The 12,401-nt window shown below is 71.2% G+C and carries 11 protein-coding genes and 1 pseudogene; 5 read left to right on the top strand and 7 right to left on the bottom strand.

The window, feature by feature from the left end; all coding sequences use genetic code 11:
* Positions 1-27: 27 nt before the first annotated feature.
* The 4 genes from J7I94_RS35410 to J7I94_RS35425 all read right to left on the bottom strand — a co-directional run bounded on the left by J7I94_RS35410 (position 28) and on the right by J7I94_RS35425 (position 5,938).
* A complete protein-coding gene (locus tag J7I94_RS35410) occupies positions 28-2,619 on the bottom strand; it encodes an alpha-L-rhamnosidase (protein WP_215174060.1) in 2,592 nt (863 codons plus the stop codon).
* A 116-nt stretch (positions 2,620-2,735) separates the two neighbouring features.
* Positions 2,736-3,644, bottom strand: coding sequence for a carbohydrate ABC transporter permease (locus J7I94_RS35415; protein WP_215174062.1), 909 nt, complete (start codon positions 3,642-3,644; stop codon positions 2,736-2,738).
* 5 nt (positions 3,645-3,649) lie between these two features.
* On the bottom strand, positions 3,650-4,534 hold the full coding sequence (locus J7I94_RS35420; RefSeq protein WP_215174064.1) for a carbohydrate ABC transporter permease: 885 nt from the start codon (positions 4,532-4,534) through the stop codon (positions 3,650-3,652).
* 84 nt (positions 4,535-4,618) lie between these two features.
* Positions 4,619-5,938 carry an extracellular solute-binding protein gene (locus J7I94_RS35425; protein ID WP_215174066.1) on the bottom strand — a complete coding sequence of 440 codons (1,320 nt, stop codon included), beginning with the start codon at positions 5,936-5,938 and terminating at the stop codon, positions 4,619-4,621.
* A gap of 269 nt (positions 5,939-6,207) precedes the next feature.
* Here J7I94_RS35425 and J7I94_RS35430 point away from each other — a divergent pair, with 269 nt between their 5' ends.
* Positions 6,208-7,257: a LacI family DNA-binding transcriptional regulator gene (locus tag J7I94_RS35430; protein ID WP_215174068.1), complete on the top strand. Its 1,050-nt coding sequence runs from the start codon at positions 6,208-6,210 to the stop codon at positions 7,255-7,257.
* A gap of 69 nt (positions 7,258-7,326) precedes the next feature.
* Positions 7,327-7,579 (top strand): annotated as a pseudogene (locus J7I94_RS35435) (LacI family DNA-binding transcriptional regulator); the annotation flags it as partial.
* Here J7I94_RS35435 and J7I94_RS35440 read toward each other — a convergent pair.
* Positions 7,488-7,991, bottom strand: a complete 504-nt coding sequence (locus J7I94_RS35440) for an alcohol dehydrogenase catalytic domain-containing protein (protein WP_215174071.1) — start codon at positions 7,989-7,991, stop codon at positions 7,488-7,490. The pseudogene J7I94_RS35435 and the gene J7I94_RS35440 sit on opposite strands and share 92 nt — an antisense overlap.
* A 68-nt stretch (positions 7,992-8,059) precedes the next feature.
* Here J7I94_RS35440 and J7I94_RS35445 point away from each other — a divergent pair, with 68 nt between their 5' ends.
* Positions 8,060-8,689, top strand: coding sequence for a TetR/AcrR family transcriptional regulator (locus J7I94_RS35445; RefSeq protein WP_215174079.1), 630 nt, complete (start codon positions 8,060-8,062; stop codon positions 8,687-8,689).
* Between the two features lie 48 nt (positions 8,690-8,737).
* Here J7I94_RS35445 and J7I94_RS38850 read toward each other — a convergent pair whose 3' ends face one another.
* Complete coding sequence (locus J7I94_RS38850) at positions 8,738-9,304, bottom strand: helix-turn-helix domain-containing protein (RefSeq protein WP_308114835.1); 567 nt, start codon at positions 9,302-9,304, stop codon at positions 8,738-8,740.
* A gap of 194 nt (positions 9,305-9,498) precedes the next feature.
* Complete coding sequence (locus J7I94_RS35455) at positions 9,499-10,428, bottom strand: LysR family transcriptional regulator (RefSeq protein ID WP_215174073.1); 930 nt, start codon at positions 10,426-10,428, stop codon at positions 9,499-9,501.
* An 89-nt stretch (positions 10,429-10,517) separates the two neighbouring features.
* Between J7I94_RS35455 and J7I94_RS35460 the strand changes: the two genes are divergently transcribed.
* Both J7I94_RS35460 and J7I94_RS35465 read left to right on the top strand, forming a co-directional pair.
* The gene (locus tag J7I94_RS35460; RefSeq protein WP_215174075.1) at positions 10,518-11,363 is read left to right on the top strand and encodes an alpha/beta fold hydrolase; all 846 of its coding nucleotides are present in this window, start codon (positions 10,518-10,520) and stop codon (positions 11,361-11,363) included.
* Positions 11,364-11,539: 176 nt separating this feature from the next.
* Positions 11,540-12,349 carry an SAM-dependent methyltransferase gene (locus tag J7I94_RS35465; protein WP_215174077.1) on the top strand — a complete coding sequence of 270 codons (810 nt, stop codon included), beginning with the start codon at positions 11,540-11,542 and terminating at the stop codon, positions 12,347-12,349.
* Positions 12,350-12,401: the final 52 nt, after the last annotated feature.

Genomic DNA, 12,401 nt, shown 5'->3' on the forward strand with positions numbered 1-12,401 from the left:
ACCACATGAGATGACCTCTTACTGCGTTCAGGCCGCTGCGCCGAGTTCGGCGGTGTCCAGAACATGGTCACCCGGCCCGAGGACGAGCGGTGCGCAGCCGGGTAGTTCCGCTGTGGCCGTGCAGCCCTCCGGCACCGTGACGTCGGCCGTCATGCCGGTGGCGGTGAGCTCCCAGGAGAGTGCGGCCGTCCCGTAGGGCGTGTCGTGGCGGACACGAGCCCAGGTGATTCCGCCACCCGGGCGAGGACGGAAGGAGAGCCGGCGGTAGCCGGGGGCGGTGGCGGTGATGCCGCCGACCACACGGTGCAGCCAGTCGGCCACTGCTCCGAGCGCGTAGTGGTTGAAGCTGGTCATGCCGCCCGGGTTGAGCGTGCCGTCGGGGCGCAGACTGTCCCAGCGCTCCCAGATCGTGGTAGCTCCCATGGTCACGGTGTAGAGCCAGGAAGGGCACTCGGTCTGCAGCAACAGCCGGTAGGCGACGTCGAGGTGGCCGTTGTCGGTGAGGGCGTCACAGATGAGAGGGGTGCCGACGAAGCCCGTGGAGATCCGCGCTCCGTCGGCGAGCACGATCTCGGCCAGTCGGTCGGCGGCCGGTCGGCGCTGCTCCGGGGTGAGCAGGCCGAAGGCGAGGGCGATGGCGTACGCGGTGGCGCTGTCGCTGGTCAGCCGGGCCGAGGGCAGCACGTATCGGCGCCGGAAGGCGTCAGCCACCTCGTCGGCGAGCGCCGCGTACCGTTCGGCATCCGTGTCGATCTCCAACTCTCCGGCGGCCAGGGCGAGATGCCGTGCGGAGTGGGCGAAGTAGGCGGTGGCGACCAGGTAGCGGTCGGTGCGGCCGGCGGCCGGGTCATCGGGCGGGGCGGCCGGGTCGAGCCAGTCCCCCAGCTGGACGCCGGTGTCCCACAGGCGGGTCGGCCCGGCGAGGCGTTCGACCAGGTCGACCCATGCTTTGGCCATGGGGTAGTGGTGGCGGAGGAGTTCCCGGTCACCGAAGCGCCGGAAGAGCGTCCAGGGAGTGAGGGTGGCGACGTCGCCCCAGGCGGCGCCGGGGTGGATCGGTGTCCACATCGGCTCCCCCGGGATGACCGGGACATACCACGGGATGGTGCCGTCTGGGAGCTGTTCGAGGCCGACGTCGGTGAGCCAGGAGTCGAGCAGACCGGCGCAGTCGAAGAGGAAGCTCGCCGTGGGGGCGAAGACCTGGATGTCGCCGGTCCAGCCGAGGCGTTCGTCGCGCTGGGGGCAGTCGGTGGGCAGGTCGACGAAGTTGCCGCGCATGCTCCACACGACGTTCTCGTGCAGGCGGTTGACGAGCGGGTCGCTGCACTCGAACCACCCGGTACGGCGCATGTCCGTGTGGTACACGCGGGCGGTGACCTGGCCCGCCGTCAGCTCGCCGGGCCAGCCGGTGATCTCGGCGTAGCGGAATCCGTGCAGGGTGAAGCGGGGTTCCCAGGTCAGGGGCCCTTTCCCGGAGAGGATCAGGGTGTCGACGGAGGTCGCCTCACGCAGGGGCCGGGTGGCCAGTTCGCCGTCCTGGAGGACTTCGGCGTGCCGCAGGGTGAGGGTGGTGCCGGCCGGGCCGTCGACGGTGACGCGGAGACGGCCGACGAGGTTCTGCCCGAAGTCGAGCAGGTGACGCCCGTCGCCGGTACGGGTGACGGTGACCGGGGCTGTCTCCTCGGTGCAGCGTACGGGCGGTCCGAGAGGGGCGACGAGGGTGGCGGGATCACGTACGCCCGTGCGGACCGGTGTCCAGTCCCCCGTACCGGCTGCGGACGGCGTGGCCCACGCGGGGTCGTGCAGGCGGGCGTCGAAGGTCTCCCCTTCGTACAGGCCACTGGTGAGGATCGGGCCGGATGCCGCTGTCCAGGTTCCGTCGGTGGCGACGACGTGGGTGGTGCCGTCGTCGTACTCCACCTCCAGCTGGGCGATGAGGGACTGGTCGGTGCCGTAGATGTTGCGGGTGCCGCCGTCGAAGCCGTACCTGCCGCGGTACCAGCCGTCGCCGAGCCAGGCACCGACGGTGTTCGCGCCCTCGGTGAGGTGGGCGGTGACGTCGTGGGTGCGGTACCGCAGCCGGTGCGGGTAGACGGTCCACCCCGGGGCGAGTGCCTCGTCGCCGACACGGCGGCCGTTGATCTCGGCCTCGTAGAGGCCGTGGGCGGTGACGTAGAGGCGGGCGCGGGCGACAGGGCGGCGGAGACGGAAGTCCTTGCGCACGCGGGCGGGGCGGCGCTCGCCCTCGGGGTCCTCGTCCCAGTCGGCGCCCACGGGCACGGCCTGCCAGTCGGCGGCGTCGAGGAGCCCGGCCTCGACGTATGCCGGCCTGCTCCACTCCGAGGGATCAGGGGCGTCGGGGGTCCAGACGCGGACGCGGACGGTGGCGCGTTCCCGGGACGTCAGCGGGTCGCCGGGCCACGGCACGAGGACCTGCTCGGCGCTGTCGAGGCGCCCGGTGCGGTGAGTGCCACCGCGGCGTTCGAGTTCCAGTTCGTACGCCGCCTGGCGGCCGGTGCCCGGGGGCAGGGTCCAGGTCAGGCGGGGGGAAGCGACTCCGATACCGAGTCCGTCCGGCAGGTGTTCGAAGCTGACCGGGGAGGGCTGAGGGGGGAGCAAGGGGTGCCCCTTCTTTCACGTGTGGTCACATGGGCGAGAGCGATACGGGTGTGCGCGGCGAGCCGTCCCCCAAGGAGAGGGCCGGGGAAGACGGCTTGCCCGGGCGAGGGCGGAGGTCAGCCCTTGAGCGCTCCCGAAGTGAGGCCCTTCATGACCTTCTGGTTGAGGAAGAGGTAGATCAGGAGGGTGCCGAAGACGTTGATGCAGATGGCCGCGAAGAGGGGGCCGTACTGGGTGGCGCCGAAGTCGCCGGTGAAGTTGAGCAGGCCGACCTGGATGGTGCGCAGGTCCTGGTTGTTGGTGAAGGTCAGCGCGATGAGCAGGTCGTTCCAGATGAAGAAGAACTGCACCAGGCCGACCGTGAGCAGGGCATTGCGCACCAGGGGGAGGCTGATGGTCCAGAAGGCGCGCAGGATGCCGGCGCCGTCGATGGTGGCGGCCTCGAACAGCTCGCGGGGGACCCCTCGGTAGTAGGTGGCCATCATGAAGACGGTCAGGGGCAGTCCCGTGCCGGTGTACGTGAGGATCAGGGGCCACAGGGTGCCGGACAGGCCGGTCTGGAAGTACACCGTGAACAGGGGCAGCAGGATCATCTGCGGCGGGACCATCATGCCCGCGAGGAACACGAGCAGGGTGAGGCTGCGGCCCTTCCACACCATGACCTGCAGGGCGAACCCGGCGGCGGTGCCCAGCAGCAGCATCAGCGCGAGTGCGGGGACGACGGCGAGCAGGCTGTTCTGGACGTAGAGGCCGATGTGGCCGGTGGTCCAGGCCTCGGTGTAGTTGCTCCATTCCCAGGTCGTGGGCAGGGACCAGGTGGAGTTGTTCAGGTAGTCGTCGTTGGACTTCAGGGAGGTGAGGAACATCCAGATCATCGGGTAGATCTCGACGACCAGCAGGAGGGCGACGACGATCCTGACCCAGAGGCGGCTTCCCCGACGGCCGCGCCGGGCCCGGGGAGCCCGCGCGGGCGCGTGCCCGGTGCCGCGCGCGGAGGTCTTCACGGGTGTGTCGATGGTGGCCATGTGTCTCAGCCCTCCGTGAGGTCGCGCCGCGAGCCGCGGTAGACGACCAGACTCACCAGCAGGCACACGACGGTCAGCAGCAGGGCGATGGTGCTGCCGTAGCCGTAGTCGCTGTAGGTGAACGACGTCTGGAACATGTACAGGGTCAGCGGCGTGGTGCCCGTGCCGGGGCCGCCGTTGGTCAGGGCGACGATCGAGTCGAAGACCTTGAGCGTGCCGTTGATGCTGAAGATCAGCGAGGACATCAGGACGGGCAGGGACAGCGGCAGCACGATGTGGCGCACCAGCCGCAAGCCGGTCGCTCCGTCGAGGCGGGCCGACTCCAGGACCTCGTCGGGGATGTCGACCAGGCCGGCGAAGAGCAGCACGGCGTAGAAACCCATGGAGCGCCAGATGTCCATGACGATCAGGACCCAGAAGGCGCTGCCGGCGCTGCCGAAGAAGTCGACGGAGTCGATGCCGACGGCGTTGAGGAGGGAGTTGACGGGGCCGGTCTGCGGGGCGACCTGGAAGAACTTCTGGAAGAGCAGGCCGACGGCGACGGTGGGCAGCACGACCGGGAAGAACACCAGGGTGCGGACGAGCGCCGAGGCACGCTTGAGGAAGAAGACGTAGAGCAGCGCCAGGAGGTACCCGGCGACCACCTGGCCGGCGGTGACGACGACGGCGTACTCGAGGGTGAACCAGAGGGCGTCGTGGACGGCCGGGTCGTCGAGCAGGCGGGAGAAGTTGGCGACCCCGTTGCCGGTGAAGCCTTCGATGGTGTTGCCCTTGGTGAAGGAGTACCCGAGCGACCACACCATCGGGACCAGCATGATCAGGGAGTAGACGAGGAGGGCGGGACCGAGCAGGAGCGCGATCGCCCTGCGGTCACCGAGTACGCGGTGCATGGGTGGTGTCCACTTTCTTGGGAGGGACGGGAGCGGCTCGCGCGCGGCGGGGCAGGAAGGAGCGTGCGGGCCGCCCCCGGCCGGTCACTGGGCGGCCAGCGCGTCCTGCACGGTCTGCATGAACTGCTCGGGGCTGGTGCTGCCACTGACCAGGCCCGCCGCGTTCTGCTGGCTGACGGTGGTCGCCTTGGTGCTGAACAGGGCCTCGAACCAGAGCACGTTCTGCTTCGAGGAGCTGATGGTGTCGCGCACCTGGGTGGTGACCTCGTTGGCGTCCTTCACCTCGGTGTTCACCTTGAAGCCGGAGATGGAGCCGTGGTCCTTCAGCGCGGTGGAACCGTAGTTCTTCGCGATGCAGGAGACCCAGTCCCCGGTCTTCTTGTCGAAGGACTTCTCGGCGAGGGTGATGCCCAGGCCGACGTTGGACGGGTACTGGTCGACGGAGCCCTTGCCGCCGGTCACGGCCGGGAAGGGCATGAAGCCGGTGTTCTCCGCGCCGATCTTGTTCTGCTCGTCGTCGGAGATGTTCGCCAGTGCCCAGCTGCCCATGTAGAACATGGCGGCCTTGCCGGTGAGGAACTGGTTCATCGCGGTGTCGTAGTCGATGGAGCCGACGCCCTTGCCGAAGTAGCCCTTCTTGCCGAGGGCGGCGACCTCCTCGGCTGCCTTCACGTACTCCGGGTCGGTCAGCTTCGCCTCGCCGTCGGCCACCTTCCGCAGGGCGTCCGGGCCGAGGCTGCGGTAGAGGTAGCCGCTGATCAGACGGGTGAGCGGCCAGCCCTGCTGACCGGAGGCGGAGAACGGCTGGACGCCCTTCGACTCCAGTTTCGCCGCGGCCGAGACCAGTTCCTCCCAGGTGCCGGGCACCTTCAGGCCGTTGTCCGCGAAGAGCTTCTTGTTGTAGAAGATGCCCTCGATGTTGTACTCGTACGGCAGGACCTGGAGTTCGCCGCCGTACAGTGCCTTGACGGTGGAGACGGCGGCCGGCTCGAGCTGGTCGAGGACTCCCAGCTCCTTGAGCTTCGCCTCCAGGTCGGCGACCTTGCCGGACGTGGCCAGCTGCTGGGTGAGCGCGGGGGCGTTGCCGGCGGCGAACTGGACCGGCAGCGCGTCCTGGCCCGCCAGCAACTGGAGCTTCTGGTCCAGGCTCGCCTGCGGAACGGTCTCCACCTTCAGCGGCAGGGCGTCGTTCGCGGCCTTGCAGGCGCCCTTGGACATGGTGGTCAGGGCCGTCTTCACGGTGGTGTTCTCGGTGACGCTCAGGTAGTCGAAGTTCTCGGGGGCGGAGGAGGAGCCGCCGGTCCCGCTGCCGCCGCAGGCGGTGGCGAGCAGCGCGAACGAGGCGGTACCGGCTGTGAGCAGGCTCAGTCGCGCCCGACGGGCGCGGGAGGTACGAAAGGGCACGGGGAGACTCCCAAGGGTCATGACGAGAGGAGGAGGTGCGGGAAGGAGCGCCATGGGCGAAGAGCGGGCCGGACAGCACGGCGGGGCAGTCACACAGAGAAGGTTGTAAAACGTTATCCGCTCCGATCGGGCAACACCTTGCACCGCTCCTGCGCCACCGTCAAGACACAAGCGGGTAACACAACGTTGATACGCGGAGGACTTGACGGCCACCAGGGAGTAAGGTGTAGACCGTTATACTCAGACCTACACGATCCGGGATGTGGACCATGGACGGGGCTTCCGCAGCCAAGCCGAGCAAGCGTGTGACCATCACCGACGTCGCCCGGCACGCCGGCGTGTCCACGGCCGCCGTCTCCAAGGTGATGCGCAACGCCTACGGCGTGAGCGAGGCCATGCGGGAGAAGGTCCAGGCGGCCATCGCCGACCTGGGATACCGCCCGCACGCCGCGGCACGGGGGATGCGCGGCCGGACGTACACCATCGGCGTGCTGCTGGACAACGTACGCAACGCGTTCTTCGCCGACATCCTCGACGGCATCCGCGACGAGCTCCGCCACACCGACTACACGGTGCTGATCGGCGCGGCCGGCTTCGACCCGGAGGAACAGGCCAGGACCATCCGTTCCCTGGTCGACCGGCAGATGGACGGACTGATCCTCATCGCCCCGGGGACGCCTCGCGCGGAGGTGCTGGCCACGGCCGTGTCGACACCGACCGTGGTCATCGGGCACCACGACGCCTCGGACACCTACGACTCCGTCGTCGACGCCGACGATCTCGGCGCCGGCCTGGTGGTGGATCACCTGGTCTCGCTCGGTCACCGTGACATCGCCCTGGTCTCCGCCCCGGGCACCCGGGCCAACAAGTGGAAGCGCACACCGGAGGCCGTGTTGAGCGAGGGCTATCTCCGCGCGATGGAACGGCACGGCCTCGACCGGTTCGCGCGGGTCCACCACACCGCCTACTCCGACGACGGCGGCTTCAAAGCGGGCATGACGCTGCTGACGGCCGACCGTCCGCCGACCGCCGTGATGACCGGTGCGGACGTCGCCGCACTGGGCGTCTACCGCGCCGCGCACGAACTCGGCCTGCGCATCCCTCAGGACCTGTCGCTCGTCGGCTACAACAACACCGCGCTCGCCGCCCTGGCGCCCGTGCAACTGACCAGCGTGGACCAGGCGGGACACACCATGGGCTCCGCCGCCGCCCGGATGCTCGTCGAACGCGTCGAGAGCCGAAGGGACAGACCCATGCAGACCACGATGACCCCCCGTCTGGTGGTGCGCTCCACCACCGGCGCACCGCAAGGACGCTAGGCCGTGGACCGGCGGCCGACCGCCGCACCCACGGCACACCGCGAACGCGGCTCCGGCGGAGGAACAGCCGTGGCCGGACCCGTCGGCCGCACAGGTTCCCGGGTCGGCATCAAGGACGTGGCCCGGGAGGCCGGCGTCTCGCTCGGCACCGTCTCCAACGTCCTCAACCGGCCCGAGATCGTCGCCGAAGGAACGCGCTCGCGCGTCCTGGAGGTGATCGACGCCCTCGGCTACATCCGGGCCGAGGGCGCCCGGCAGTTGCGCGGGTGGGCCTCCCGGGTGATCGCCGTCATGGTGCTCGACATGGCCAACCCGTTCTTCACCGCGCTCGTGACGAAGGCGGTCTCCTCTCCGGGGCGGACGGTGGCGATCACGCGGGCGCCGCGGGCGGCTGCGAGCTGGACGGCCAGCGCGCCCGCACCACCGGTGGCTCCGGAGACCAGCACCGTCTCGCCCTGCTCCGGGGAGACGGTGTCCAGGCTGTTCAGGGCTGCGGTACCGGCCAGACCGAGCGCACCGGCGTCCCTGACGTCCAGACCCTCGGGGATGCGGGTGACACCGTAGGCGGCGTTGACGGTGACGTACTCGGCCAGCGCACCGCCGCCGAGGTACGGCTTCATCGCCACACCGTAGACAGCGTCGCCGATCGCGAAGCCGTCCACACCTGCGCCGAGGGCCTCGACGGTGCCGGCGAAGTCCATGCCCACCACGAGCGGGAACCGGTGTTCCATCATGCCCTGCAGGCGCCCGGACTTCCTCCGCAGCTTCCGAAACAGCCCCAAATCAGCGACCCGGAACGGGGCTGCGCGTCGACGCCGAACGGAACCGCGACCGCATCCTCGCCGCCGCCCGCCGCCTCTACGCCCGCGAGGGCCTCGGCGTCTCCATGGCCTCCGTCGCCCGTGAGGCCGGTGTCGGCAAGGCCACCCTCTCCCGCCGCTTCGCCACCCGGGAGGACCTGATCAACGCGGTCTTCGCCGACCGCATGGACGCCTACGCGTCAGCCGTCACCGTCGCCCTCGACGACCCCGACCCCTGGCACGGTTTCACCGGTTACCTCCACGCCATCTGCGCCATGCAGGCCGCCGACCGTGGCTTCGCCGACGTCCTGACCATGACCTTCCCCACCGCCAAGGCCCTGGAAGCCCGCCGCGCCGAGGCGTACAACGGCGTGCTGGAACTCATCTCCCGCGCCAAGGAGACGGGACACCTGCGCGAGGACATCACCGACCGCGACCTGCCCATCCTGCTCATGGCCAACGCCGGCGTCGTCAGCGCCGCGGGCGACGCCGCCCCCGACGCCTGGCGCCGCCTGGTCGCCCACATGATCCGCTCCTACGCCGTTCCCGGCGCCCCGATACCGCCCCTGCCGGACGCGCCGACCCCCAGCGCCCTCTACCGCGCCATGGTCCGCCTCGGCCGGACCGACTGACGCGAGGGCCCGGAGCCGGCCGATGACGCTCCGGCCGGCTGCCCCGGGTCAGGGACGCCCGACAGCCCGCAGGAACGCCTCGGCGAAGAACTCGACCGTTTCCTCCGTGGCGGGCAGGCCCGTGCCGCCCGGATGCCCGGCGACGGGGCGCAGGAGGAGGTGGAACACCAAGGGGCCGATCATCTGCTGGAGCAGGGGCACCACCGGCAGGTCACGGATGCGTCCGGCTTCGATCTCGCTGGTCAGCCAACGCCCGACACCGTCGAGCATGCGCGGGAAGTAGCGCTCGTGCAGCGCCTGGACCAGCGGGTCGCCGGGACGGGCGAGGGCGTCGGCGAGCATGGCCGGCAGCACCCGCGGTTCACGCTCAAGGGCGTCGGTCGTCAGGCGGTAAACGGTGCGGACGGTCTCCGGGAGATCCGCTTGCGGGCCGGAGAGCATGTTCTCGATGTCCAGCACAGGGCTGTAGCGCTCGTACACGGCGAACAGCAGCTCGTTACGGCCGCCGAAGACCGCGTACAGGCCCGGCATGGAGCACCGGGCCTCGGCGGCGACCCGTTCCAGCGTGGCGGCGGCGAGACCGTACGCGCTGATGAGCGTCGCCGCCGCCTCCACCGCCCGCTCAGGACCGGCCGTTGCCCGCCCGGGTCCACACCGGCGGCGCGCACCGCCTCGTCCAGCGCCTGGCGGGTGCCCCCAGGCGCCGCAGCAAGGTGCTCCGGGAGATGCCGGCCTCCGCGGCCACCACGCTCACGGGGATGTCGGCGACGGGCTCGCCTCGAGAAGGGGGCGGCGCAGTGGTCCGGTTCTCACGCGTGGCCCAGCCGCCGGTCGAGTGCGGCACCGACGCCGGGGCAGTTGTCGCGGACGATGTCGAGGAAGGCGCCCAGCGCCGGGGAGCGGTCCCGGTCGGCGAAGGACAGGACCAGGTCGGGCAGTGCCGTCCTGGGGGTCACCTCGCAGAACCGGATCCCCGGCCGTGGGGCCGACCGCATGCGCGAGGGCCCGAGGCCCACTCCGACCCCGCAGGCCGCCAGGCCCATGATCGTGTGCACGTCCCTGGCCACGGTGGCACCGTCCAGCGCGGCGGCGTCCTCGCCCAGCAGGACGCGCAGGCCGGTGGCGACGGCGGGCTCGTCCTCCCCGGCGGCCACGATCAGCGGCTGCCGTCGCAGCTGGTCCACGCTCACCGACGCCTGGCCCGCATAGGGGTGGGCGCTGCCGACCACGGCGATCAGACGGTCGTGCCCGACCGGGACGGACACCAGGTGCTCGGCCCCGGCGCCCCGAGGCGGTCCGAGGGTGACGGCCACGTCCAGTTCTCCGGCGACGAGCGCGGCGGTGCTGCGGCGGGACGCCATCTCGTGCAGTTCCAGCCGTACGTCGGGCCGCTCGCGGCAGAACCGGCCCAGGACGTCCGGGAGCGGGTCGAGCAGGGCGGAGGCGATGAACCCCAGCCGCAGCCGGCCCGTCTCGCCGCGTGCCGCCCGGCCGGCGTCGACCGCGGCCGCCGCCATCTCGTCCAGCGCCCGCCGGGCCCGGGCGAGGAACGCCTCACCCGCGGCAGTCGGCAGCACGCCCTGGCGCGTCCGGTCGAACAGCCGCGCCCCGGTCTCCCGCTCCAGGTCGGCGATCTGCTTGGACAGCGGGGGCTGCGCGATACCCAGCGCGCGGGCCGCCCGGCCGAAGTGTCCGTGCTCGGCGAGGGCGAGCGCGTACCGCAGATGCCGCGCTTCCATGCCGCTCCATCCATACCTGCGAAGTATCACCGCCCACCCTGCCATATCTTCCCCTGGATCGATCCGGCGCGGCCGATTGAGATGGGGCCATGAGTCCTTCCGGCCTGAACAACACCGTCTTCGTCCTGGTCCACGGCGCCTGGCACGGCTCCTGGCAGTGGGCGGCGACGCAGCGGGCGCTCGCCGGTCTCGGTGCCGCGAGCGTCGCCGTCGACCTGCCCGGGCACGGCTTCGGCGCTCCCCTGCCCAGCGGATACCTGCTGCCCGGCCGTCCCGGTCTGCCGACCGAGAGGTCCCGGCTCGCCGGCCTGACGATGGACGACTGCGCCGCCGCCGTCCTGGACACGCTGCGCCGGGTCCGCCGCTACGGCCGTGTCGTGCTCGTCGCGCACAGCGCGGGCGGCGGCCCCGCGTCGCTGGCCGCGGAGCGCGCGCCCGAACTGGTGGACCGCGTCGTCTACCTCTCCGCGTTCGTCCCCGCCGGCCGCCCCCGGTTCTTCGACTACCTGAGCACACCCGAGAACGCCACCGCACGGGGACAGGGCCTCCACCTCGGTGATCCCGAGGCACTGGGCGCCCTGCGGATCGACCCGCTCTCTCCGGACCCGGCCTACGTCGAGGAGCTGCGGCAGACCCACTACCACGACACGCCCGCCGACCGCTTCGACCGCTGGCGCTCCGCGCTGAGCCCCGATCTGCCGCTGGCCGTCCCGGCGACCCCCGTCGCCCTGACCGCGGCACGATGGGGCCGTGTCCCGCGTACGTTCGTGCGCTGCGCGGACGACCGGGCGCTGCCGGCGGCCGTGCAGGACCTGATGATCGCGGAGGCCGACCGGGCCGTGCCGGGCGAGCCGTTCACCGTCCGTACCCTGCCGGGCAGCCACAGCCCGTTCGCCGCCCGCCCGCAGGAACTCGCCGAGGCGCTGGTCCCGTGACGCACGGGCCGCTTCCGGTCCGGAGCCGCCTGCCCTGGCACACCCCGTGGGACCCCGGTGGTCTTCGACCGCCCGCCGCCCGGCTTTCCCGTCGGCTCCCCCGCCAACTGGCCCGTCCGCCAACGGAGATACATTCGCTCTCGCCGGTATCCACTTCTCGAAGCGACGAGGCCGTCATGACCGATGACACCCAGGGGCCAGGACTGAAGATCGACACGTCCAAGCCGCACCCGGCCCGGATGTACGACTACTACCTGGGCGGCAAGGACAACTACCCGGTCGACGCGGAGGCCGCCGAACGCGTCCTGCAAGGGCTCCCGCACGGCCGCGGCCCCGCCCTCGCCAACCGGGCGTTCATGCACCGCGCCGTCCGCTTCCTGGCCGCGGAGGCCGGCGTGCGGCAGTTCCTCGACATCGGCACCGGCATCCCCACCAGCCCGAACCTGCACGAGGTCGCGCAGCGGACCGACCCCGCGGCCCGCGTGGTCTACGTCGACAACGACCCGATCGTCCTCGCCCACGCCCAGGCCCTGCTCCGCAGCGCCCCCGAGGGCTCCACCGACTACGTCCAGGCCGACGCCCGCGACCCCGGGACCATCATCGAGGCGGCGGCCCGCACCCTGGACCTGTCCCGGCCCGTCGGACTGTCCCTGATCGCCCTGCTGCACTTCCTCCCCGACGACCACGCCTACGACACCGTCGACCGGCTCCTCGCGGCCCTCGCGCCCGGCAGCTACCTGGTGCTGTCCCACACCACCGCCGACTTCGACCCGGACAGCACCGCCCGCGCCCTCCAGGTCTACCGCGACCGCGGCGTGTTCCTCACCGTCCGCAGCCACGCCGAGATCAGCCGGTTCTTCGCCGGACTGGAGCTGGTCGACCCGGGCCTGGTCCCGGGCGTCCAGTGGCGGCCCGAACCCTCCCCGGCCCCGCCCAGCACCGGCCCCACGGACCTGTTCTACGCCGGCGTCGCCCGCAAGCCCTGACGAAGACGACGGGTGCGGCGGCTCGGGGGGGGTGCCTCTATGTTCTTCGTCA

The sequence above is a fragment of the Streptomyces sp. ISL-12 genome, from assembly GCF_018614415.1.
GTDB lineage: Bacteria > Actinomycetota > Actinomycetes > Streptomycetales > Streptomycetaceae > Streptomyces.